At 56.3% G+C, this 23,267-nt stretch carries 18 protein-coding genes and 2 pseudogenes; 13 read left to right on the forward strand and 7 right to left on the reverse strand.

Annotated elements, in window-relative coordinates:
- Positions 1-149 precede the first annotated feature (149 nt).
- Together HNR03_RS17020 and HNR03_RS17025 are read right to left on the reverse strand one after the other, a co-directional pair.
- On the reverse strand, positions 150-1,349 hold the full coding sequence (locus tag HNR03_RS17020; protein WP_259154763.1) for a zinc-dependent alcohol dehydrogenase: 1,200 nt from the start codon (positions 1,347-1,349) through the stop codon (positions 150-152).
- Between the two features lie 230 nt (positions 1,350-1,579).
- Positions 1,580-3,403 (reverse strand): NAD(P)/FAD-dependent oxidoreductase, encoded by a 1,824-nt coding sequence (locus HNR03_RS17025; protein ID WP_259154764.1) that lies wholly within the window; start codon positions 3,401-3,403, stop codon positions 1,580-1,582.
- A gap of 243 nt (positions 3,404-3,646) precedes the next feature.
- Here HNR03_RS17025 and HNR03_RS17030 point away from each other — a divergent pair, with 243 nt between their 5' ends.
- From HNR03_RS17030 to HNR03_RS17060, 7 genes are all read left to right on the forward strand, one after another.
- The gene (locus tag HNR03_RS17030) at positions 3,647-5,542 is read left to right on the forward strand and encodes a sigma-54-dependent Fis family transcriptional regulator (RefSeq protein ID WP_259154765.1); all 1,896 of its coding nucleotides are present in this window, start codon (positions 3,647-3,649) and stop codon (positions 5,540-5,542) included.
- A 298-nt stretch (positions 5,543-5,840) separates the two neighbouring features.
- Positions 5,841-6,509 (forward strand): GntR family transcriptional regulator, encoded by a 669-nt coding sequence (locus HNR03_RS17035; protein ID WP_259154766.1) that lies wholly within the window; start codon positions 5,841-5,843, stop codon positions 6,507-6,509.
- Positions 6,510-6,583: 74 nt separating this feature from the next.
- Entirely contained in the window at positions 6,584-7,390 is an 807-nt protein-coding gene (locus HNR03_RS17040) for an ABC transporter substrate-binding protein (protein ID WP_259154767.1), read from the forward strand.
- Positions 7,391-7,402: 12 nt separating this feature from the next.
- Complete coding sequence (locus HNR03_RS17045) at positions 7,403-8,176, forward strand: amino acid ABC transporter permease (RefSeq protein ID WP_222586833.1); 774 nt, start codon at positions 7,403-7,405, stop codon at positions 8,174-8,176.
- Positions 8,177-8,178: 2 nt separating this feature from the next.
- On the forward strand, positions 8,179-8,958 hold the full coding sequence (locus HNR03_RS17050; RefSeq protein WP_259154768.1) for an amino acid ABC transporter ATP-binding protein: 780 nt from the start codon (positions 8,179-8,181) through the stop codon (positions 8,956-8,958).
- Between the two features lie 79 nt (positions 8,959-9,037).
- Positions 9,038-10,648, forward strand: a complete 1,611-nt coding sequence (locus HNR03_RS17055) for a gamma-glutamyltransferase family protein (RefSeq protein WP_259154769.1) — start codon at positions 9,038-9,040, stop codon at positions 10,646-10,648.
- Positions 10,649-10,847: 199 nt separating this feature from the next.
- Positions 10,848-11,186 (forward strand): DUF190 domain-containing protein, encoded by a 339-nt coding sequence (locus HNR03_RS17060; RefSeq protein WP_222586831.1) that lies wholly within the window; start codon positions 10,848-10,850, stop codon positions 11,184-11,186.
- 20 nt (positions 11,187-11,206) lie between these two features.
- Here the strand turns inward: HNR03_RS17060 and HNR03_RS17065 are convergent, their stop codons facing one another.
- Entirely contained in the window at positions 11,207-12,268 is a 1,062-nt protein-coding gene (locus tag HNR03_RS17065) for an SDR family oxidoreductase (RefSeq protein ID WP_259154770.1), read from the reverse strand.
- 292 nt (positions 12,269-12,560) lie between these two features.
- A complete protein-coding gene (locus tag HNR03_RS17070) occupies positions 12,561-14,126 on the reverse strand; it encodes a PAS domain-containing methyl-accepting chemotaxis protein (protein ID WP_259154771.1) in 1,566 nt (521 codons plus the stop codon).
- A 485-nt stretch (positions 14,127-14,611) separates the two neighbouring features.
- Between HNR03_RS17070 and HNR03_RS17075 the strand changes: the two genes are divergently transcribed.
- Entirely contained in the window at positions 14,612-15,493 is an 882-nt protein-coding gene (locus HNR03_RS17075; protein WP_222586828.1) for an NmrA family NAD(P)-binding protein, read from the forward strand.
- 51 nt (positions 15,494-15,544) lie between these two features.
- On the forward strand, positions 15,545-16,003 hold the full coding sequence (locus tag HNR03_RS17080; RefSeq protein WP_222586827.1) for a MarR family winged helix-turn-helix transcriptional regulator: 459 nt from the start codon (positions 15,545-15,547) through the stop codon (positions 16,001-16,003).
- 65 nt (positions 16,004-16,068) lie between these two features.
- Here the strand turns inward: HNR03_RS17080 and HNR03_RS17085 are convergent.
- A pseudogene (locus tag HNR03_RS17085) lies at positions 16,069-16,167 on the reverse strand (aldehyde dehydrogenase family protein); the annotation flags it as partial.
- 619 nt (positions 16,168-16,786) lie between these two features.
- Here HNR03_RS17085 and HNR03_RS17090 point away from each other — a divergent pair.
- From HNR03_RS17090 to HNR03_RS17105, 4 genes are all read left to right on the forward strand, one after another.
- Positions 16,787-17,518 carry a GntR family transcriptional regulator gene (locus HNR03_RS17090; RefSeq protein ID WP_259154772.1) on the forward strand — a complete coding sequence of 244 codons (732 nt, stop codon included), beginning with the start codon at positions 16,787-16,789 and terminating at the stop codon, positions 17,516-17,518.
- Positions 17,519-17,652: 134 nt separating this feature from the next.
- Positions 17,653-18,942: an MFS transporter gene (locus HNR03_RS17095; RefSeq protein WP_259154773.1), complete on the forward strand. Its 1,290-nt coding sequence runs from the start codon at positions 17,653-17,655 to the stop codon at positions 18,940-18,942.
- A gap of 28 nt (positions 18,943-18,970) precedes the next feature.
- Positions 18,971-19,816 (forward strand): amidohydrolase, encoded by an 846-nt coding sequence (locus HNR03_RS17100; RefSeq protein ID WP_259154774.1) that lies wholly within the window; start codon positions 18,971-18,973, stop codon positions 19,814-19,816.
- A 296-nt stretch (positions 19,817-20,112) separates the two neighbouring features.
- A complete protein-coding gene (locus HNR03_RS17105; RefSeq protein ID WP_259154775.1) occupies positions 20,113-21,498 on the forward strand; it encodes a GntP family permease in 1,386 nt (461 codons plus the stop codon).
- Between the two features lie 357 nt (positions 21,499-21,855).
- On the opposite strand, the gene HNR03_RS17110 is transcribed toward HNR03_RS17105, so the two are convergent.
- Positions 21,856-22,191, reverse strand: a complete 336-nt coding sequence (locus tag HNR03_RS17110; RefSeq protein WP_259154776.1) for a cytochrome c — start codon at positions 22,189-22,191, stop codon at positions 21,856-21,858.
- A 231-nt stretch (positions 22,192-22,422) separates the two neighbouring features.
- Positions 22,423-22,656: pseudogene (locus tag HNR03_RS17115) on the reverse strand (sulfatase-like hydrolase/transferase); the annotation flags it as partial.
- Positions 22,657-23,267 lie beyond the last annotated feature (611 nt).

Consider the following 23,267-nt stretch of genomic DNA (forward strand, 5'->3'; position numbering starts at 1 on the left):
TGAAGACAACTTTTAAAGCATCATCCATTAAGGACATTTGAGGCTCTTGAGATGTTCAAGAAACCTGCCTTTAAAAAAGCAGGAAGAGATCTCAGGCTTGCGCATGAAATCTCGACCTTTCGCTTGATTAATCTCCTGAGCGATCAGGACTACAGATCTGCTGGCAAAGGTGCCTTACTGCCATTCGGTGTCAGGATAACTTTCCTGCAGTCATCCTCCTTCTTGTCGAACATCTTGTAGCCCTCTGCGGCTTGTTCCAAAGACATTCGATGGCTGATGATCACCTCGGGAGAAAGGCGACCAGCCTCGATATGTTCGAGCAGCTCTGGAAGATAGCGTTGAACATGGGTCTGTCCCATTTTAAACGTCAGGCCTTTATCGAATGCATCGCCAAACATGAAGCCGTGTATGAAGCCGGAGTAAACACCTGGCACACTCACGACGCCACCGCGTCTTACGGCAGCGATGCATTGCCGCAAGGCTTTACCGCTACTGCCTTCAAGCTTGAGCGTGGCAAGTACGGTCTCTGTGGTACTGCCTTTGGCTTCAAAGCCCACCGCATCCACCACACCGTCAACACCACGCATACCTTTGGTTTGGCGAATGATGGTGTCGGCAGGATCATCATCTTCATCGAAATTAATCGGAATTACGCCGTAGGTTTTCTGTGCGTAAGCCAGGCGGTAGGGATGGTGATCGACCATGAATATTTGATCGGCACCGAGCATCCTTGCACACGCGGCGCTTAACAAACCAACAGGCCCGGCACCGTAGATCGCGATGCTTGAGCCCTTTCCAATGCCAGTGTTTGTCACGGCTTGAAAGGCGGTCGGCAAGATGTCCGAGAGAAATAGAACCTTCTCGTCAGAGAGTGTCCCCGGGACTTTGAATGGCCCGGTGTTGGCTTTCGGTACTCTTACATATTCTGCCTGGCCCCCAGGTACGCCACCGTACATATGGCTAAAGCCGAAGAGAGCAGCGCCTGACGGAATAGACTTTTTATTCAGGATCGCGCCACGACCTGTATTGGTCGTTTCGCACGCGGCAAACAAATCCATCTCACAAAAAAAACAGCTCCCGCAGGCAATAACGAAAGGTATCACTACACGGTCACCCGGCTGAACGGCGGTAACGGCAGAGCCTGCTTCCTCCACGATGCCCATGAATTCATGGCCGAAGATATCGCCGTGCTCAACGGTCGGAATTTTCCCGCGATACAGATGGAGGTCGGAACCACAAATCGCGGTGGCCGTGACGCGAAGAATGATGTCGTCGTTGTCCTGAATCACTGGGTCGGGGACAGTGTCGACTTTTACGCTATGCGCGCCGTGGTAGGTAAGTGCTCTCATAACATCCTGCCTCTCTCATTTGTTGGGTAGTAAGTGGGAGATGAGCGATGACGGATGGAAGTTCAGAGATATAGGGACGAGATGTGACTGGCGGTATCGAAGCGGCCGTTGGTTTGTTGGTCCGGCCTTGTCTGTTTCATGACTCGAGCCTCTTTCGATGCGCTCGCTCCTTCGGGCTTCAGCCAGGGCATTGTGAAGAGGCGCCCAACCACGGCTGGGCGCCATTCGAATCAACCAGTGTGGTGACTCTTGGCAGGGCCATAGACGGATGTGTCGATGCCTTCGAAGCGCGCTTTTAACTGCAGCGCCAGATACAGCGAATAATGCCGTGACTGATGCAGGTTGCCACCGTGGAACCAGAGATTTTCCTGCTGGGTTGGCTTCCACATGTTGCGCAGTTCGCCCTCATAAGGGCCAGGATCATTGGTGGTTCCGGAACCCAGGCCCCAGCAGCGGCCGACCTTGTCAGCGACGTCCTGGGAAATCAGCTTCGCCGCCCAACCATTCATTGAGCCATAGCCGGTGGCGTAGACGATCAGATCTGCCGGTAGTCGGCTGCCATCGTTGAGTACGACGGCATCTGCTTCGATGCGCTCGACACCCAATCCAGGCGCACTCTTGAGCTTGATCGTGCCGTTGGCGATCAGTTCGCAGGCGCCGACGTCGATGTAATAACCAGAACCACGGCGTACATACTTCATGAAGAGGCCAGACTCGTCGTCACCGAAATCGAGCATGAAGCCGGCCTTGGACAAGCCCTCGTAGAAGTCCTTGTCACGCTCCTTGATCGCATCAAAGATAGGTTTATGAAAGCTTGGCATCACCTTGTAGGGAATCGAGGCGAACAGCATGTCGGCCTTGTCCGTGGTCAAACCCGACTCCAGGGCGTCTTCAGAGTACAGTCCGCCAAAGACCAGATCCATCAAGCTGTCTGAACGCACGATGTGGGTGCTGGAGCGTTGCACCATGGTGACCTCGACACCGTTCTCCACCAGGTCGGCGCAGATATCGTGAGCCGAATTGTTCGCACCGATGACCACCGCGCGCTTACCGCGCCAGGCATCTCCGCCGGGATGGCGGCTGGAGTGATGCTGCTGGCCATTGAAAACCTCGGCACCCGGATAAACGGGAACGTTGGGTACGCCGGACATGCCGGTGGCGAGGATCAACTGGGTAGGCTGTAACGTCACACGCTCGCCATCGCGCTGCACTTCAACCTTCCAGGTGCCGCTTTGCTCGTCAAAGCTGGCGCTCACGCATTCTGTACGCGGCCAATAATTGAGCTCCATGACTTTGGTGTACATTTCCAGCCAGTCGCCAATCTGGTCTTTTGGTGTGAAGACTGGCCAGTGATCGGGGAAGGGCAGGTAAGGCATATGGTCGTACCAGACAGGGTCGTGCAGGCACAGCGATTTGTAGCGACCGCGCCATTGATCACCAGGACGCTCGGCCTTGTCGACGATCAGCGTTGGCACGCCCATTCGTTTGAGCCGCGCAGCGAGCCCCAGGCCACCCTGGCCACCACCCACGATCAGGCAGTAAGGTTGGGTGGTGACGCCTAGCGCAGCTTCTTCATCGCGACGACGCTCCAGCCAGTTGCGTTTGTCCGCGTGGGCGTGACCGTGACTGGCACCCATTGGACGACGGCGGCCGCTGGGTTCTTCAAAGCCTTTGAGCTCGCGCATGGTCGTCAACAGCGTCCAGCACAGACCGTCCTTTAGACGCACGTAGCCTTTACCTCGCGCCGCTTCGGTTTCCAGGCTGATCCAACCTTCGAGCACACCGTCATTCAGCGTCGCTTCACCTTCCAGTGTCCATCGCTCGGGACGAGTCTGGTCGAGGCGTGTTTCGAGCATGTCTCGGATCGCAGGCTTGCCTTCGAGGGTCACCAGGTTCCAGCTGAAAAGTAGCAGGTCACGCCAGTGGCACTCGTCGGCAAACAATTCCAGTACGCCGTCGACATCACGTTGGGCGAGACGCTCGCCGAGGTTTTTGACCCAAGCCGCGAGCTGAGCAGTTGGCGTGTGCAGAGGTGTTTCAACAGCGATGTTCATGGGGCATCTCCGATCTTGTTGTTTTTGTACCACTTGCCCCAGAGCAAGGCTCGGGCCACCTTCGCGAAAGCGCCATTGCAGAGCGGCTGCCGGGGTATTGCTCAGGCTTGGATTCACAGATCTGTCACGAATATGGAAAGGGCGGGTGACAGAGTGTCACTCGGTGCAAAAAGCGCTGGTTGCGGTCTTTTCATATAAGCTGCAAACAGACCCGTGTCCTGACCGTAACGGAGAACAAGAATAATGAAGCCGGCCTTGATCAACGCCCATGCACAACAAGTGCTGCAAGCCGTGCAGGGCACTCACGCCACCCATGGCCCTATTGCTGACTTGGCCATCACGCGATCCTGGCGCCGGTGCCTGGATCAGTATCAGCTCGATCCTGCCAGTCGCCGCGCACCTAACGTGGTTGAGCATCCACGCTTGCAGGATCACCGCGCGCCACTGGAACACATCATCGCTGTGGCGCACTGGCAGATGAGCAACTTGCACCAACAGCTCGGACGTGATGGACACGTGGTGCTACTGACCGATGCTCGCGGTGTGGCGATCGACAGTGTGTTTAACGAATCCGAACGAGACGAAGTTCAGCGCTCCGGACTGTGGCTCGGCTCGGTGTGGAGTGAAGATTGCGAAGGCACTAACGGTGTCGGCACCTGCCTGGTCGAGCGAAAGCACGTCACCATCCGTCGTGACGAGCATTTCCGTGGCAAGCACGTCGGTCTGACCTGTTCGGCGAGCCCGATATTCGATGCGAGTGGAGAGTTGCTGGCCGTGCTCAATCTCTCTTCCGTAAGGGATGACCACAGCCTTCAGCAACACTTCCAGGCCATGGCGTTGACTAACCTGTCGGCCAAGTTGATCGAGAGCTGTTTTTTCCTGGGGCATGATCCGCAGCGATATTTGCTGCGCTTGCACCCTGAGGCAGGCTTCGTGGGAATGCTGGGTGAAGGTCTGCTCAGTTTTGACGAGAGTGCCCGTATTTGTTCAGTCAACAATGCTGCGCTTGACCTGTTGGGCCTCAGCCGTGATCAAGTGATCGGCCAGTCTCTGACAAGGCTGCTGGAAACACCTATTGAGCAATTGATGAGCCAGGCCAGCGCTCAGCCGAGCGTCTGTTGGCCAATGCGGCTGGTGGACGGACGCCAGTTCTACGGGCAATTGCGAGAACCCGTGCACCATACGCCCTTGGTCATTCCAGCGACCGAAAAAATCAACGACGTGCACGTGTGCCTGGAAGACCCGCGCCTGCAACGCGGCTTTGCTCGCGCATTACGTGTGTTGGAGCGTGACGTCCCGGTGTTTTTGCAGGGCGAAACCGGTACTGGCAAAGAGGCTTTTGCTGCGGCGCTGCACCGCGCCAGCTCGCGAGCGAACCAGCCGTTTGTGGCGATCAATTGCGCAGCTATTCCAGAAACGCTGATCGAAAGCGAGCTATTTGGCTATCGCGGCGGCAGCTTCACCGGTGCACGCAAAGACGGGATGGTCGGTAAGCTGGAACAGGCCCACGGCGGCATATTATTTCTTGATGAAATCGCCGATATGCCACTGGCTCTACAGACTCGCTTGCTTCGCGTGCTGGAGGAACGTCAGGTGGTGCCCTTGGGCGGCTCGACGGCACGTCCGCTCGATATCCGCCTCATCAGTGCCAGCCACCAGGATCTGCACGCCTGCGTGGCCGAAGGGCGCTTGCGCGAGGATCTTTTCTACCGCGTTGCCGGGTTCGCCGTGCACCTTCCACCGCTGCGTGAACGTTCAGACAAGGGGCTTTTGCTCGACCTGTTGCTGCGCGAGGAGGGGGCAGGGGGCAAGATTCGGCTAGAGCCGGGTGTCAGAGAACGCCTGTTGACGCAGCCTTGGCCGGGCAACGTCCGTCAGTTGCGTACATGCCTGCGCACGCTGGCGGCGTTGGCGTTTGAGGGGCGCGTCACCCTGGACGATTTGGCAGAGCTGTTGCCGGCAACGCCAGCATCAGTTGCGCCAGCCGAAAATCCGTTGGGCGTGTCCGAGCGGCAGACACTGCTCACATTGATTGAGGCGGAACATTGGCATATCGCGCATGTTGCCGCTCGCCTGGGGATCAGCCGCAACACGCTCTATCGCAAACTGCGTCATCACGGTATTTCACGACCTGGGTGAAATGCGCAATGGCATCGTCGCCACTGTCTGGATCGCAATGGTCAGACTGGCCAGCAGTGTGCCCTTGAAGTCACACGCCTGAGCCATTCAACGCGACAGCTACCTTTTTTCACCCATTTGGGGCGCTCTGGGCCATTTCGTAGCACACGGCGAGTAACACGCCGATCAAAGACTCATGGGTTCTTGAGTCAAAACTCCTTTCCAATGAAGACCTTGAAGCTGTGCTAAGCAAAGTGGCACGGTTTCTGCTTTTTTGAATCCATGGATAATTGGATACAAAACTGCAAAAGGTGACTTTATGCAATTCGCTCCCACCTACGTTGAACGTCAGCCACTGACCGCCGAGGAAGAGGCTTACAACTTTCTGCTGGAAGCGATCTGTGGCGGTCGTTACCGCAAGGGCGATCGGCTGATCGCGGAAGACATCGCCAGCGAAATCGGCATGAGCCGGATGCCTGTGCGCGAAGCCTTTCGCCGTCTCGATGCTCAAGGCCTGGTCACCCTGAGACCCAACCGTGGCGCCATCGTCAGTGGCCTGAATTTCGATGAATTGCACGAAGTCTTCGAAATGCGCAGTGCCCTCGAAGGTCTGGCCATCCGTGTGGCCGTGACCAGGATCGGTGAGCGTCAGCTGGCGGCTCTGGAACGCATGCTGGACGAGATGGATGACTACCGCGACGAAAGCGCCGAGTGGGTCCGACTTCATCGTGCCTTCCATGAACATCTGTGCAGCCTCAGCGGCCGTCCTCGGCTGCTGAAGCAGATCTCGGCGCTGTATTCGTTGATCGAAGCACCGATGCGCCTGTGGCTGCAACACAGCGTAAAACCCTTGAGCGCTCGCCAGGAGCACGCCGTGATCCTCGACGCTATCCGCTCAGGCGATGCCGAGCGAGCCGAGGCGGTAGTGCGCGAGCACATCGAGGGCACGGTGCCGGCGCTGATCCAGTTTCTGCAATCGGAAAAATAGAATCGGGCATCAACCCGACAGTGTGTTTTGACTTTGAGTACTGCCCCGTTACCCAACAACTGGAGTATCTCGTCATGCATAAACGCCATATGTTACTCGCCGCTATCTCCCTCGGACTCTGTACACAGTGGGCGGTTGCTACGCCACAAGTGCCGGAGCGACTGCAAAAAGCTGACAAACTCACGTATTGCTCGGGCATGGATTCGCCACCCCTGGTGTCTTTCGATGAGGCGCAAAAACCCAGGGGCCTGACGGTCGACCTGGGGCTGGAAATCGCCAAGCGGCTGGGAGACAAACCGGTGCAATGGCGGGTCATTCCATTCTCCGGGTTGCTGCCGGCATTGCTCGCCCAGCAGTGCGACATGATCGTGGATCAGCTGTTCGACAAGCCCGAGCGCCGGGAGGTGATCGACATCGTCAACTACATGTACTCCAGCCAGTCAGTGGTCGTTCCCAAAGGCAATCCCAAGGGCATCAAAACCCTGGATGGATTGTCCGGGCACAAGGTGGCCGTGCTCAATGGCTCGACGATCAAAACCTTGCTGGATGCCGAGAACGAGAAGTTGACCAAAGCTGGCAAGCCCCCAATGAAGCTGGTGGTCTACAACAGTGACACCGACGCCTTTCAGGCGCTGCGCATCAGTCAGGTGGACGCCTACGGTACTACCGTGGAAACCGCCGGTTACTACGCGGCCATGGCGCCCGATCTGTTCGAGGAAGGGGTGCCGGCCTTCAGCCGGATACTCACCGGTTTGGGCGTTCGCAAGGATGATCCGCAGCTCACCGCAGCGGTACAACAGATCATCAGTGACATGCGCAGCGACGGCAGTTACGTGCAGTTGTTGAGCAAATGGCATGTTCCCAGCGACACACTCGACTGAGGCGAACACTCGATGAATTTCAATTGGGATGTGTTCTGGCAATACCTGTTGCAGCCCAGCGGGGTGTACCTCACCGGACTTTGGCTGACCTGTCTGATCAGTGTGCTGGCAATGGCGTTGGGCTGTGTGCTGGGGCTGGCGGCGGCGCTGATGCGCCTGTCGCGCAATCCGTTGCTCAACCTGCCAGTGCGGTTTTATGTATGGCTGATGCGCGGCACGCCGCTATTGGTGCAGATCGTTTTTCTCTATACCGCATTGGCTGCTGGCGGGATCTTCCGATTCGAGGATGTGACGCTGTTGGGTTTGGTGGTGCCGGGCAACATCCAGGCAGCGATCATCGCCTTGGGCCTGAACGAGGGCGCCTACATGGCCGAGATCATTCGTGCCGGAATCGGCGCCGTGGACAAGGGACAGTACGAAGCGGGGCGGTCGCTGGGCATGACCTTCGCCAAACTGATGCGACGCATCGTTCTGCCGCAGGCGTTCCGGGTCATCGTTCCGCCGTTGGGCAACGAATTCAACGTGATGCTCAAGAACACGACACTGGTCAGCGTGATTGGCGTGCAGGAGTTACTGCTGAGCACGCAAATGGTCACGTCGGCGACCTTCCGGGTATTCGAACTGTACCTGGTGGTGGCGATTTATTTCCTGCTGCTGACCACCCTCTGGGGCTTCTTCCAGCGTTGGCTGGAAGCGCGTTTCGGGCAGTCCGATCGACCCGCACCGCCAGCGGCTGGTAGTCGCATGTTCGGCCGCGGCACGCTGAAATTGCTGAGGGGGCGTTAAGCATGGCGCACAAAAGTGAAGAGCTGATCATCGAGGCTTTGGACATTCATAAGTCCTTCGGCGACCTGGAGATTCTCAAAGGGATTTCCTTGCAGGTGCGGCGCGGTGAAGTCGTGGTGTTGATCGGTGCCTCGGGTTCAGGCAAAACCACCTTCATTCGCTGCATCAATCTGCTGGAGGACATTCAGGGCGGGCGCATTCGCGTCAACGGCCGAGCCATGGGTTATCGCGAGCGCGCCGATGGCAGCCTGATGCGCGACTCCGAACGCAACATCGCTCGCCAGCGTCGGGACATCGGGATGGTCTTTCAACGATTCAATCTGTTCCCCCACATGACCGCGTTGGAAAACATCATTGAGGCACCGATCCAGGTGCTTGGCGTACCACGCGCCGAAGCGTTGGAACAGGCTCGTGCCTTGCTCGCACGGGTCGGTCTGGCGGACAAGGCCATGCATTACCCCTCGATGTTGTCCGGTGGGCAGCAGCAACGCGTGGCAATCGCCCGGGCGCTGGCAATGAAGCCTCAAGCCATGCTGTTCGACGAGCCCACGAGTGCCCTCGATCCGGAAACCGTCGGCGAGGTGCTGCAGGTGATGAAGCAACTGGCCGATGACGGCATGACGATGGTGGTGGTCACCCATGAAATGGGGTTTGCCCGAGAAGTCGCCGACCGCGTGGTGGTGCTCGATCAGGGCGAATTGATCGAGCAGGGACCGCCGGAGCAGATCTTCAGTCGACCGACACACCCGCGAACCCAGGCCTTTCTCAGCCGCGTGCTGTGACCTTCTCATTCGGGTTTTTCACCCGGCATGGAACCGGACACCTGCGGCCAACGAATCCTTGTTTGGAAGAGCTTTTGCCATGTTGAAATTTTCCGCCCACGAATATCCCTATCCCTCGCAACGTCAGAGTGTGTTTGCCCGGCGTGGCATGGTCGCGGCTTCACAGCCGTTGGCCGCCGAAGCCGGTATCGAAATCATGCGCAAGGGCGGTAACGCCATTGATGCCGCGATCGCCACGGCGGCAGCGCTGACTGTGGTTGAGCCTACCGGCTGCGGCTTGGGCGGCGACGCCTTTGCTCTGGTCTGGAGCAAAGGCCAATTGCATGGCCTGAACGGCAATGGACAGGCGCCGGCCGCGCTGACAATCGATGCGGTCAAGGCGGGCGGTCACGAGCAGATGCCGCTTTATGGCTGGACGCCGGTCACGGTGCCCGGTTGCCCGTCGGCCTGGGCGGAGTTGTCCAAACGGTTCGGCAAGCTGCCCTTTGCCGACTTGCTGCAGCCCGCCATCAGTCTGGCCAGAGATGGCTTCCCATTGTCTCCGGTGGTCGCTCGACAATGGCAGACGGCTCTGGATGAATTCAGCCCCCATCGAGACCGGGTGCTCGACGCCTGGTTCGACACGTTCCTGATCGATGGCCGTGCACCCAAGGCCGGTGAAATATTCCGCAACCCGGCGCAAGCCCGAACGCTGCAAGAACTGGCTGACACCGCGTGTGAAAGCCTCTATCGCGGCGCATTGGCTCAGCGGCTGGATGCCCATTCCCGCGCCACCGGAGGTTACCTGCGCGCCAGTGACCTGCAAGACTATCGCGCCCAATGGGTGGACCCGATCAGCATCAACTATCGCGGCTACGATGTGTGGGAAATCCCCCCGAGCGGGCAAGGACTGGTCGCCCTGATGACCCTGAAGATCCTTGAGGGCTTTGACTTCGATCACCGCGACAGCCAACAGACCTGGCATCGTCAACTGGAAGCCATGAAGCTGGCGTACAGCGACGGCCTGCATTACATCACCGATCCACTGCACATGCGTGTGGCGGTGGCTGATCTTCTCAGCGATGCCTATAGCAGCCATCGTCGCCAACAAATCTCTGATCAGGCGCGTGAACCCAAACCTGGTGATCCCCATGCCAGCGGCACGGTTTACCTGGCCACGGCGGATGCGCAGGGCAACATGGTGTCCTTCATCCAGAGCAACTACCACGGCTTCGGTTCCGGCGTGGTACTGCCAGACAGCGGCATCGCCTTGCAGAACCGCGGACAGGAGTTCAGTCTCGATCCTGACCACGCCAACTGTCTGGCACCGGGCAAAAAAACCTTTCACACCATCATTCCCGGTTTCATCAGCAAAGGTGACGCGCCGGTGGGGCCGTTCGGCGTCATGGGCGGCTACATGCAGCCCCAAGGCCATGTGCAGATGGTCATGAACCTGGTGGATTTTGGTCTCAACCCCCAAGCCGCGCTGGACGCGCCGCGGTGGCAATGGCTTGGAGAAATGAAGGTCGGCATCGAACAGGGAGCATCTCGGGATCTGGCGGCTTCGCTGGCACGGCGCGGACACCGGATTCAGGTTGATTGCGACCTGATTAATTATGGGCGAGGGCAGATCATCATCCGGGACCCGGAGACTGGTGTGCTGTGCGGCGGTACCGAGCCGAGGGCCGATTCACATATTGCTGTGTGGTAACGAAAGACGACTCGGCCGCTTCTGCACAATCAATATGCTCTGCGTCAGTTCGAGTAACGGATGCAGAGCGTGCCCCCTGAGTCTCTGCGAATCTGTTTGGGCGTTCGGCCCGGTTTCATGCATGTCGTAGCGTCGTTGGCGATGCCGGCTGCCGGGCTTCTGTCCTATCAAATGATTGGCACACGCTGAGGAGATGAAGATGAAAGGTTATCTAGTGATTTTCTTTACCCAGCAGAACCGTCGTTATCAGGGAAAGATGCTGGGCGAATGGATCGTCGACGTGGCTAAAGAGATGGGATTGCGCGGCGCCACTCTCTGCACAGGAATCGAAGGATTTGGGCACACAGGGAAATTGCACTCATCGCACTTTTTTGAGCTGGCGGATCAGCCGACGGAAATTCGAATGGCTATTACCGAGGATGAGTCCGAGAGGTTATTCAAGCGATTGGACGCTGAAGAAATCTCTGTGTTCTACATAAAAACTCCCGTCGAGATGGGCACCGTCGGCAAAAAGGCCAATCCTCCGAATCCTTCCTGACTCCGTGGAGATAAGACGGCCTAAGGGATCAAGTTCATATCGCGCAGTTTGTCGAACACATCGAAAAATGCTTGATCGCTCGCTTGGTAGTCGGTGAAACCCATAACCCGGCTCTTTGACATATCCGTGACAACTTCGATGGGGCGACCGAGGTCAGCGTCGGTGTGCCACGGGGAGATCAGGCGCCCTATATCGGATTCTTTCAAACCGTGTTCCGCTACGATTTGCGTCCAGGCAACTTGATCGTCAGCCATTTGCTGTTCAAGTGGCGAGAGGGTGGCGGGGTAATCGGCCGGAGGCAGGCCGAAATAGTCGGCGATTCTGCTCCACATCCATTTCCAACGGAATATATCGCCATTGGTCACATTGAATGCCTGATTGGCCGCTGCCGGTGTGGTGGCTGCCCACATTTGTTGTTTCGCCAGCTGACGCGCGTCGGTCATATCGGTGAGGCTGTCCCACTGCACCCTTGATCCTGGAAACACAAAAGGACGACCGGTTTTTTTGCAAATCGATGCATAGACGGCGAGGGTGGTGGCCATGTTCATTGCGTTTCCTACGGCAACCCCGGTAACGGTATGCGGGCGGTGCACGCTCCAAGTGAAGCCGTCCTTTTCAGCGGCGGCGAAGAGTTCGTCTTCTTGGGCGTAGTAGAAATTTTCGATGTCCAGACGACCCTGCTCTTCGCGAAAAGGTGTTTGAGGAAGGCTACCTCTACCATACGCTTCGAACGGGCCGAGGTAGTGTTTGAGGCCGGTGACCAGTGCTACGTGCTCAACACTCTTGGCCGGGCGAATGGCGGCGAGTACGTTGCGTACCATGGCGGCGTTGACGCGAATATTCTCGGCCTCCGTGACTTGCCTTGACCATGTGGTAATGAATACATGAGTGGGTTTCAAATCCGCCAGCGCATGTTCCAGCGACGCCGGATCCTGAAGATCTGCCGCGATAGGGATCATTCCGGGGGCCTGTGACGGATGCCGCGACAGCGCGGCGACCTGCCACTTGTTGTCGATCAGTAACTGACTGATGGCGCTGCCAACGATGCCGCTGGCGCCCACGACCAATGCTGTCTGAGTCATACGTTTCTCCTGGATGTTGAGTTGGGAGCCCGCATTAGCAGCAGAGGTTCAATCTAAGGCGGATACGCATTGGCGTTCCCTATGTACCTGACAGATTATTCGCATCGAATAGTCGCTTGGCCAACCACCGCCTTCGAGTCCTGCCTGATGGTGATTGTCGGGTTGGGTACAAAAGGGCCCTTTGAGGGCCCTTGGTTAGTTGGGGAGAAAGAGGAGTACGAACGAGAGTTGGAAAGCAGCGATTGTCTTTGGCGGCCCAGGCAATCTGCGCCGGTGGTTCAGCGCGTTGGGACTATCGATTGAAGCGCTCGACCAACGAATATTGAGTTGCAGCTGTCTTGGTCAACTCCTTGCTTAGTTCTGCTGAGTGATGAGCTTGCTCCGACGTCTGATCCGCCAGCTGGGCGATGGTGGTGATGTTCCGGCTGATTTCCTCGGCGACGGCGGTTTGCTCTTCAGTGGCGGCCGCAATCTGCGTTGTCATATCAGTGATGTTGGCTACGGCTTCACTGATGCCTACTAACGCCTTGTCCGCCTCGAGTACCCACGCCACACCCTCTTCGGCTTGACGATGACCTGTTTCCATTGTCTGTACGGCGTTGTTAGAGGAAGTCTGAAGCTTGGTGATCAAGTCATGGATCTGCTTGGTGGACTCAGACGTGCGTTGTGCCAACTGGCGTACCTCGTCGGCCACCACCGCGAACCCTCGACCCATATCGCCAGCGCGCGCGGCCTCGATCGCGGCATTCAGTGCAAGTAGATTGGTCTGATCGGCAATACCTTTGATTACGTCGACCACTGTTCCGATTTCATTGCTGTCCTTGGCCAACTGCGCGACGGTTTCCCCCGTTTCACCCACCACTGCTGAGAGGCGCTGGATCGCTTCGCGGGTATCTCGGGCAATTTCGCGTCCGCGTCCGGTCAGCAGGTTAGCCTCCTGGGTGGCGTCAGCGGTGCGCTGGACGTGGCTCGCAACTTCTTGCGTGGTCGCCGCCATCTGATTGACCGCAGCGGACACTTGCTCGGTCTCGACGCGCTGGCGATCAAGTCCAGTTGAACTCTCGGAGGCCAGTATGTCGGATCTCCCGGCTAGCCCACTGAGTTGCTCTGCGGTGTCTTGCAGGCGTGTAAGGCAGGTTTTCAGGCGCGCGGCCTGGCTCACAAAGGCAGTTTCCAAACGCGCCTGAGGCCCACGCGCATCACTGTACATCTGTGCAATCAACTGATCAGAAGTGGAGGGCTCAGCCATCCCCAACAAACGCATGGTTCCTTGCTTTTGCCAGCGAGAGGTCATCAGTCCGAGCGGAACGGATATACCTACTGTGGCGACAATAGCTATGGATGAATTGAGAGTCAGGCCACTCAAGGTGCCCACCAGGCCCATGACAACGTACGGCAAGCAGTCCAGCAGAGAAGGCAGCCACTTGTCACGAGTGGGAATGGCAGGTTTTCCCTGACTGATGCGCCTGTAGAGGGATTCCGCGCGTCGGATCTGCTCAGCGGTTGGTTTGACCCTGACCGATTCAAAGCCAACCACTTGGCGGCCTTCAAAAATCGGTGTTACGTAAGCGTTGACCCAATAGTGATCGCCATTCCTGGAGCGGTTTTTGACGATCCCCATCCAAGGGGTGCCTTGCTTTAGAGCGCCCCACATATGGGCAAATACGGCGGATGGGACGTCAGGATGGCGGACAATGTTTTGAGGAGCTCCGATCAGATCAGCTCGGTCGAAACCGCTGATCTCGACAAAGTCATCATTGCAATAAGTAATTACTCCTCGAGCATCTGTTGTTGAGATGAGTTTTTGTTGAGGTGCTAGCGCAATTTCGCGCTGCGTTACTGGTTGATTGTTTCTCATTCCTACTGCTCCTTGTGTCCTGTTAAAAGCCATCGGCAGATGCCAGGAAAAGGTTAGTAGGTGTTTCAAAAAAATCTATTAATAACAATGAGTTGTATTGAGCTTTTTTTGGTTTTGATCGATCCGATTTTGGCCTTTTCTATATTCTTTTTATGTATTAGATAAGCAGCTTTTGGAGTGTCAGAACGCTTTTTTTGGCCCTTTCGAAGTCCGTAACGAAACGGCGCGCCGTTAGGCAGGCGTCTCCCTTCTCCTGCCAACGTCCTTGTGGACAGCAGTAAAGCCATTCGTGGCGTTAGCCCGGAGTTCGCGATGCAGTGCCAGCGGCTCGGTTTATTGCGGGAGATTTTCGATCTGCTGGACGGTCATCTACATTCGTTGACAATACGAGCATGTGCTCTTAAATTAAATCACATAGGGGCATATGCTCTTATATTGGATTTTCCAAGGAGCATTAGCTCCAGCTAACCGAGAGAGCCAAGATCATGAGCGCAGCTGAAATTCTTGTTAGTGGTGCAACGGGGCGTACCGGTGGAGCTACCATCGATGAGCTGCTGAAGTTGGGTAAACGTGTCCGCGCTTATGTGCGCAAGGACGATGATCGAGCCGCCGCTCTAAGGGCGCGTGGCGTTGAAATTGCCATCGGCGATTTCACCAATATCGATGACATTCGCTCTGCGATGGAGGGTATCCGTTCGGCCTATTTCCTTTATCCGTTGGCATCGGGAATCATCCAAGGGGCGGCGTATTTTGCTCAGGCCGCGAAAGAGGCCGGGGTAGATGCGATCGTGAACATGTCGCAGATTTCCGCGCGACGCGAGTCCAAGAGTCATCTGGCGCAGGATCACTGGATATCTGAGCGTGTCTTCGACTGGTCGGGTGTGCCAACCACTCATTTGCGTCCTACGTTTTTCGCCGATTGGCTCGCGTACCCTCATTTCGCCAAGGAAATCCGGGCCAGTAAAAAAATCGAGTTCCCCTTTGGAAATGGTCGTCACGCACCCATCGCTTCGGATGATCAGGGACGTGTGATCGCCCATATCCTGGCCAAACCCGCAGGGCATGAGGGTAAGATTTACACTCTCCATGGCCCGGTCGAGATGAATCAAAACGAAATCGCGGCGGCCATGAGTGAAGTGCTGGGTGAGAAAATCGAGTACGCGCCGATATCGATTTCAGAGTTCGAGCGTAAAATGACGCACGAGTACCAGTTCCCGGCCGCTTTGACACAACATCTGGTTGAGGTCGCTCAGGATTACCAGGTTGGCGTTTTCGCCGGTGTGAATGACGTCGTTGAAAAGATTACCGGTACACCTGCCTTGTCCGTGCAGGCCTTCGTCGAAAAGTACCGGGACGCCTATGCGTAACCAGCCCCGGGCACTTGAAATAATTATCAGTGGTCACGAGGAAATACACACATGCTGCCGGTTAGCCAATCGTTAGGGATCGACCAGTGCAATTGTTCCGCGATAAGGAAAGCCAGCCGGCAGATCACTCGTTTTTACGATGCACAGCTTGAGCCATCAGGTCTGCGCATCACCCAGTACCTGACCTTGGCCGCTCTCCATGAGATGGGGAGCGCATCCATCAATACCCTTGCTGAGCGTCTCGATATCGAGCGCACGGCAATGGGGAAAATGGCGGGTTTTCTGGAGAAGGGCGGATTAATTTTGGTGAGACCCTCACCCACGGACGGCAGAAGTCGCCTGGCAGAGCTAACCGAGGAGGGCAGGAGCTTGTTCAAACGAACCGCTCCTCTCTGGCAAGAAGCCCAGCGTCAGTTCGAGCAATTGAATGGCACTGAAAACGTGGCTTCGCTCCGGCAGGATCTGGCTCAAGTGAAAGTCGGTGATGTGAGAGGAATTTCGGATGAGTGAGATGCTTCTGGGTGACCAGGTATCCCGTGTCTTAGCGGTGCAAGTCCCCAATCCAGCGCCTAGCCTTCATCGGTGAATTTGGTCACCGCAACCTCGGGGCCGAATACTTCGCGGCGTACGATCTCGTCGTCATGCTGCGCGTCGGCCAGCACCGTTGGCTCGAAGTGCTTGGACTTGAAGATCGGGATGATCTTGTGGTGTTCAACTGGATTGAGGGCATTAGGGCGGAGCGTCTTCACATAGACGTCACTCCTGTTTTTGAGCCATGGAGCGAGTACTTCAGTTTAGGAGAGGAGTGGCGCAGCGGTTGGTGTTTGACGATTTGGAATCCACGACGACGCTTGCTCAGCGCGATTGCTGCCTGCGGGGCTAGTCGAGAACAGTACGAACGACTTGATCACTTGCGTGATACGTAATGTGACCTTGGGAGGAGGGGATATTAATGCGGGTTACAGCTCGCCCCCCTTTTGGCGTAGTGCTTGTGCAGGCGGGGCCCCTCAAGCCGCCTCGCGCTCCTTGGCCAGGTAGATAGGGAACCAAGTCATAAAGAACCATGTGATCGAGGTTATGCAGTATTGGGCCAGGAAAATCTGCTTGGGATTTTGAAGGGATTGGGACAGTCGACATTGCGAATCACAGAGCTGGCTTGACGTAGGCTTCCCTGGGCGATGGCTCACCATTCGTCAGCAAGAGGCCGTGCCTCTTCTTGACAGCCAAGTCGTCTGGGGAAATACTCGTCACAAGATTCATATAGATGACTAGACAACAAGGTGAATAAAGTCGATGAATTCTCTATCCAGTGATGTTCGCCTGCCGCTTTACCAACGCCTGCGTGACCACTTGGCAGAGCAAATCGCCAACAATCGCTGGCGTCCGGGAGAAGCCATTCCCACCGAAGCCACGCTTTCAGCGGAGTACCAACTGTCCACTGGCACTGTGCGCAAAGCGGTCGACGCGCTGGTCAGTGAGGGCATCCTTGAGCGTCAGCAGGGCCGAGGCACTTTCATTCGCCGGCCGCAGTTTCAATCTTCGCTGTTTCGCTTCTTCCGTTTTCAGACCGCTGCCGGCGAACGTCAGGTGCCGGAGAGTCGCATTCTGTCGATCGAACCGGTGGCTGCGCCCTCGGCGGTGGCCCAAGCGTTAGGGCTGCCTGCCGACGCACCGGTCATCCGCATAGTTCGCGTGCGTCTGCTGGATGTTAAGCCGGTACTCGCCGAAGAAATCTGGCTGCCGCGCAACCGCTTCCAGCCGCTGCTGGAGATCGACCTGAGCCGCAAAGGGCCACTGCTTTATCCGATCTACGAAGAAGTCTGCGGCCAGGTCGTCGCGTCTGCCGAAGAAACGCTCACCGCCGAATCGGTGAATGAGGTGCACGCGCGATTGCTGCAAGTCCCGATCAACAGCCCTGTAGTAGTGATTGAGCGCCTGGCGCGTGATTACGCCGGAACGCCGCTGGAGTGGCGACGATCTCGCGGACATGCCGAGCATTTCCGCTACAGCGTGGATATCCGCTAAGCCCTTGCCTGGATAGCGATCGCTCAGCGACGACTCGGTCGTTGCTGATTTCATTGTTTTGATTACCACGACTGGCCCGTAGCGGCGCGGTTTGTTCTCGGCTGCCTCACGTTCCACTTATAAGGATAAGAATCATGTTTAGCTGGTATCGCCAAGTCACTCCTCGGGAGCGCAAAACGTTTTGGGCCTGCTTCGGCGGATGGTCGCTCGACGCGCTGGAAGTACAAATGTTCGGCCTGGCGATTCCAGCGTTGATCGCCGCGTTCGCCTTGACCAAGGGCGACGCGGGGCTGATCAGCGGAGTGACTCTGGTCACTTCAGCTATCGGTGGCTGGGTAGGGGGGACGTTGTCCGACCGCTACGGCCGGGTGCGTACGCTGCAGTGGATGATTTTGTGGTTCTCCTTTTTTACCTTTCTCTCCGCGTTTGTCACCGGCTTTAACCAGCTCTTGATCGTCAAGGCGCTCCAGGGTTTCGGCATCGGCGGCGAGTGGGCAGCCGGTGCGGTATTGATGGCCGAAACCATCAATCCGCAGTATCGCGGCAAAGTGATGGGCACTGTCCAAAGCGCTTGGGCCGTGGGTTGGGGGCTGGCGGTCGGGGTGTTTACGCTGATTTACACCTTCGTGCCCCAGGACATGGCCTGGCGTGTGATGTTCCTGGTCGGGTTGCTGCCGTCGTTCCTGATCATCTGGGTTCGTCGCAACGTCGAGGAACCGGACAGCTTCCAGCGTCTGCAAAAAGAAAACGCCATCCCGCAGAGTTTCTTCAAATCCCTGGCCGGTATTTTTCGTCCCGAGCTGATCCGCGTGACGTTGTTTGGCGGTCTGTTGGGGCTCGGTGCACACGGTGGCTATCACGCGGTGATGACCTGGCTGCCGACGTTCCTCAAGACCGAGCGCAACTTGTCCGTGCTGAACTCGGGCGGTTACCTGGCGGTGATTATCCTGGCCTTCTGGAGCGGCTGCGTTGTCAGCGGATTTTTGATCGACCGGATTGGCCGTCGCAAAAATATCGTTTTGTTCGCGCTGTGTTGCGTGGTCACGGTGCAGTGTTATGTGTTTCTGCCACTGACCAATACCCAGATGCTCTTCCTGGGGTTCCCGCTCGGCTTCTTCGCGGCCGGTATTCCAGCGAGCCTCGGCGCGTTGTTCAACGAGCTGTACCCGGCAGACGTACGCGGCGCCGGCGTCGGCTTCTGCTACAACTTTGGCCGAGTGCTTTCCGCGGTGTTCCCGTTCCTGGTCGGTCACATGAGCGACTCCATGTCGCTTGGGTCTGCGATTGGTATCGACGCCGGGATTGCCTATGGCGTGGCGGTGATCGCGGCACTTTGTCTGCCGGAAACCCGTGGACGCAGCCTCGAAGCTTCGAGTGCATCGGTGCCAGTAACGGTCAACGGCAACGAGAGTGCGCGGGCCTGATGCCCTTTACCTTCTATAGATGAACGCTATGACTGACACCTGTTCTACGCCGATCACCGGCATCGACTCCCATGCTCATGTGTTTAGCCGTGATCTATGTCTGGTCGGTGCACGGCGCTATACCCCCGATTACGACGCCACGCTTGAGCAGTATCTGACGCACTTGCACGCTCATGGTCTGAGTCATGGCGTATTGGTGCAACCGAGCTTTCTCGGTACCGACAATAGCTACTTGCTGGCGGCGTTGAGGCAAGCGCCGCAGCAGTTGCGAGGCGTGGTTGTGCTGGAGCCAGGCGTCAGTCGCGCCATGTTGAATGACATGGATCAGATGGGCGTGGTCGGCGTTCGCTTGAACCTGATGGGTAAGGCGTTACCTGATTTTCGTACCAGTGCCTGGAGAGAGTTTTTCAGCCACATTGCTGATCTTGACTGGCATGTCGAGTTGCATCGGGAGGTAAAGGATCTGCCAGGACTGATCCATCAATTGACGCCGTTTGGTTTGAAGTTGGTGATTGATCACTTTGGTCGGCCGGATGCCAATTCGGGCGTCGAACAGCCCGGGTTTTGCGAGTTACTGGAGTTGGGATCGAAAGGTTCGATCTGGATGAAGGTATCGGGAATCTATCGTTTGGGAGGTACGCCGCAACAGAACATCAATTTCGCTCGAATGGCATTACCGCTGCTGGAACAAAGTTTCGGCCTTCGCCAGTTGGTGTGGGGCAGCGACTGGCCGCATACGCAGCATGAGCAAAGCATCGGTTTCAGCACCGTAGTCGATCAGTTGCAAGCCCTGGAGTGTTCGACGCAGGTTAGCTATTCGTTGCTGGTGCAAGCCCCTCGAAGGTTATTCGGTTTTGCAAAAGGCGAAAGCTGAAACTTACGTCTGCATTTGCCGATGACCATACATCTCACCCATTTAAACGAATACATACAGAACGTTCGAAGTGCGACCGTTGCAGTAAAACCTATCGTGCCTCATCGAGAAGTTCTGCGTAATAGCAGCTATTCCAATTACAAGAGAGTGGTTTCCATGAACACGTCATCCAATGCCGAAGTTAAAAGCCCCCAAACGAAGTTTGGTTTATCGCGTGCACCGACAGGCGTTACGGTTTCAAACTTCTCTGTCAAATCTGAGTGCAGTTTGAGCGCCAGCCCAACCGAGATCCTTTCATGACTCCCTTAGATATAGACCTCTTACTGACCGCATTGGTGAGCGTCCTGGTGCTGGTGGGACTCATCGTATCGCGTCTCAAAATGCACCCGCTCCTGGCCCTGCTAGTAGTTTCCGTTGGCGTTGGCTTTGCAACCAGTATGGAGCCAGAAACCATCGTCTCCCACTTGATCACCGGCGCCGGTAAGACACTGGGGGCAGTAGGGGTCGTAATCGCGCTTGGAGCGATGCTAGGCAAAATTCTTGCTGACGCAGGCGTCACAGAGCAGATCGCCGAGGTCATCCTCAAGCGAACATCTGATCGGATGATACCTTGGGCCATGATGATGGTCGCATTTGTAATTGGCATTCCCATGTTTTTCGAGGTGGGCTTGGTGATCATGCTGCCGCTGATATTCAGCGTGGCGCGAAAGCTGGAAAGCCAGGCTCGCTTCAAAGGTTCAGCGTATGTGTATGTGGGTGTTCCGGTGATTGCGGCACTTGCAGCCATGCACGGGATGGTACCGCCGCACCCTGGCCCCTTGACGGCCATCGCCGCGCTCAAAACCTCGGTTGGGCCCACAATGCTCTATGGCTTCCTTGCGGCTATTCCTGCAATGATTTTAGGCGGCCCGCTTTATGGCGCATTCATTTCGCCGCGCATGAGCACTCGGCCCGATCAGGTTTTGCTGGATCAGTTCACCCTGGCTGAAAAAGCCGACGATCAACCACGCACCAGCGTATCCCTTGGCGTGCTGGCAGCCTTGCTACCGGCGATTCTGATGCTGATTCATGCCGTCGCTGAGATGGTATTACCCAAGGGTAATGCGATCCTGAACATGGCTGGTTTCTTGGGTAACCCCCTGATCGCCATGCTCCTGGGCGTGCTGTTCGCAGGGGCAAGTCTGGTACTCGCGCGGGGCGGCGATGCGGGGCAATTGCGCGACTCCCTGGGCAAGAGCCTCAAGCCAATCGCCTCAATCATCATGATCATCGCCGGCGGTGGTGCCTTTCAAGAGCTGCTGACCAGCGCCAAGGTGGGCGATGCCATTGTGCACCTGACTCAGCAGTCTGCGTTCCCTCCGCTGATCTTGGGTTGGTTGATCGCGATGTTGCTCTCGGTATCTACCGGTTCTGCCACTGTAGGCATCGTTGGTGCTGCTGGCTTGCTGGCGCCGCTTGCAGGTGCTGATCCCAGCCTCAACCTGCCTTTGCTTGCCTTGTCCATAGGCTGCGGCTCGCTGTTCTTCAACTATGCAAACCATGCGGGCTTCTGGATGGTGAAGGAATCCTTCGGCATGACTATGGGCGAAGCCACCAAGACCATTTCGGTGGTTCAATCCATCGTAGCCGTGGTCGGTTTGATTGTGGTGTTGATGTTGAATGCCGCTGTCACGGTGACTTGAGTCAGGATCTGTTCGCAGGGAGCAACCCTGCCCGAACGAGTTAGCCGAAGGTGGGAGATAGAGTTACGTTCCACAGGGTGCTTTACCATCGAACTTGAATGCTCAGTGTTCGGTGGTAAGCATGGAGCGTTTTACTCGGCTCTAATCCTAAAGTGTCGGCACCCGTAAGCTACACATGCTTAAGGTCTATAAAAACCCTCACACCGGCGAAGTCGTCGAAACCACGCCTTCATGGGCAGTTCACTCTTTTTCAAATGGGAATCTTTCAAAGGGGCAGGGGGGCTCTACGCTCCATTCTGTGACACTGCGTGAAAAGCATGTCGCAGAAACCAACGCATTCAGTCGAATGCAAACACACTACTTTTGCTTATGCAGGTATTTCTGAATTGCATCGATTTCAAGTTTGCTTGGCTTTACCCCATTGTCAGATTTGAAGCTAGCGTTAGCCCAATGTGGCATTGGCGCTTTCAGAGGCTTTCCATGGTCGTCGATACCGCTCAACACAGCCCTCTCAAAAACTTTTGGTTTCCACTCACTCGCATCTCCGGCCAGCTTAGGTGCCGATCCTCCCGTGCCTCGGGGTCCGTGACAAACCATGCAGTTATCTTGAAAAAGCGTTTCTCCATCTGGCGGTGACGCCATTGCCGATGAGCAAGTGAGTAGGGCTATGAACGTCAGAAATGCGAATTTCATTTTAGGCTCCTGGCGACCCAACGATGACGTGAGCTGATTAGGGACGCTAGCGAAAGCGTAGCAGGAGCGAATGACGATGGGACACAGGACTTCCGGTAGTGAATCCAGACGCTGGGCCGGACTGCTTTCTCATGCGTGCTGGATTAGCTTGATCTGCCGTTGGACTGCGATAAGCGACTCGCCAGCCTCCTTAACGGTTGATCTCGAAAGGCAGCGGCCGGTCCGATGCTTACCTTGATTGGTCGGCAAGTACTCATCCTTGTTTGTCGTCGCCCAGATGGTTCTTGCCGAATTGACCGTAGCGTAACCCTGGGATTTCAGTGCCTGGGCGAATGTGATGTCGCGCTTCTTTATGCCAACCGATGCGCCGATTTTGGTCAGTCCGGTTCGCAACGGCGTCTGGCCGGTGATGAAGAAAGAACGTCCTGCGGTGCAACTATTCTCCGCATCGTAATCGGTGAACACGCACACTGAAGGGAGCGAGAGGGTTCTACACAGACACATCATTTAACATAATATACATTACACGTAACTAGATATTTCCAATTGGGCCAGGGTTGCGCGCAGATCTTCAGTTCTCGGAAGTAATCTCTTTTCATTTTGAGAACTAAATCCTTTGCGTGGGTGCTTCGCTGCCAGGAAAAGACTTTACTTCTGCAGGCTTCAGAGCCAATTCCGTGCGGCCCATGCGACTTTCCTTGTTCCTGAATCTCCTACATAGAATGCGAATATTGCGCAGAAATACTTGTGCTGGAGATCAAGCCAGCCCCAAGAAAATCCTAAGAAGCAATTGTGAAAAAATTGGCTGTAATCGAGCAACCCGAGCCTTCGCCTCACGTTCACGGTTTTACTTGCGGATCACCTGATCGGTAAACATCTTAGCGCTACAGGCTCTGGCGCGGCCTTTGCCGGCGCTGTAATACCTGATTTTACGTCATGCGCAGCGAATCCAAAAACATTGCCTTCGATTGGCGTCATCGCGCACCGCATGCGAAATCGCCTATCCGTCTGATTTAACGAGTCTTTTTTGGATACGCTTGTTCGTTCACGGCATTACTTACATCGCAGATCCACCT

This window comes from Pseudomonas sp. JAI111 (genome assembly GCF_024809425.1).
Taxonomy (GTDB): Bacteria; Pseudomonadota; Gammaproteobacteria; order Pseudomonadales; family Pseudomonadaceae; genus Aquipseudomonas.

Coding starts and splice junctions, on each gene's coding strand:
- HNR03_RS17020 (WP_259154763.1), bottom strand. CDS start 1,349: ATGAGAGCACTTACCTACCACGGCGCGCATAGCGTAAAAGTCGACACT.
- HNR03_RS17095 (WP_259154773.1), top strand. CDS start 17,653: ATGTTTAGCTGGTATCGCCAAGTCACTCCTCGGGAGCGCAAAACGTTT.
- HNR03_RS17065 (WP_259154770.1), bottom strand. CDS start 12,268: ATGACTCAGACAGCATTGGTCGTGGGCGCCAGCGGCATCGTTGGCAGC.
- HNR03_RS17075 (WP_222586828.1), top strand. CDS start 14,612: ATGAGCGCAGCTGAAATTCTTGTTAGTGGTGCAACGGGGCGTACCGGT.
- HNR03_RS17100 (WP_259154774.1), top strand. CDS start 18,971: ATGACTGACACCTGTTCTACGCCGATCACCGGCATCGACTCCCATGCT.
- HNR03_RS17050 (WP_259154768.1), top strand. CDS start 8,179: ATGGCGCACAAAAGTGAAGAGCTGATCATCGAGGCTTTGGACATTCAT.
- HNR03_RS17105 (WP_259154775.1), top strand. CDS start 20,113: ATGACTCCCTTAGATATAGACCTCTTACTGACCGCATTGGTGAGCGTC.
- HNR03_RS17030 (WP_259154765.1), top strand. CDS start 3,647: ATGAAGCCGGCCTTGATCAACGCCCATGCACAACAAGTGCTGCAAGCC.
- HNR03_RS17055 (WP_259154769.1), top strand. CDS start 9,038: ATGTTGAAATTTTCCGCCCACGAATATCCCTATCCCTCGCAACGTCAG.
- HNR03_RS17070 (WP_259154771.1), bottom strand. CDS start 14,126: ATGAGAAACAATCAACCAGTAACGCAGCGCGAAATTGCGCTAGCACCT.
- HNR03_RS17080 (WP_222586827.1), top strand. CDS start 15,545: ATGCTGCCGGTTAGCCAATCGTTAGGGATCGACCAGTGCAATTGTTCC.
- HNR03_RS17045 (WP_222586833.1), top strand. CDS start 7,403: ATGAATTTCAATTGGGATGTGTTCTGGCAATACCTGTTGCAGCCCAGC.
- HNR03_RS17035 (WP_259154766.1), top strand. CDS start 5,841: ATGCAATTCGCTCCCACCTACGTTGAACGTCAGCCACTGACCGCCGAG.
- HNR03_RS17090 (WP_259154772.1), top strand. CDS start 16,787: ATGAATTCTCTATCCAGTGATGTTCGCCTGCCGCTTTACCAACGCCTG.
- HNR03_RS17040 (WP_259154767.1), top strand. CDS start 6,584: ATGCATAAACGCCATATGTTACTCGCCGCTATCTCCCTCGGACTCTGT.
- HNR03_RS17025 (WP_259154764.1), bottom strand. CDS start 3,403: ATGAACATCGCTGTTGAAACACCTCTGCACACGCCAACTGCTCAGCTC.
- HNR03_RS17110 (WP_259154776.1), bottom strand. CDS start 22,191: ATGAAATTCGCATTTCTGACGTTCATAGCCCTACTCACTTGCTCATCG.
- HNR03_RS17060 (WP_222586831.1), top strand. CDS start 10,848: ATGAAAGGTTATCTAGTGATTTTCTTTACCCAGCAGAACCGTCGTTAT.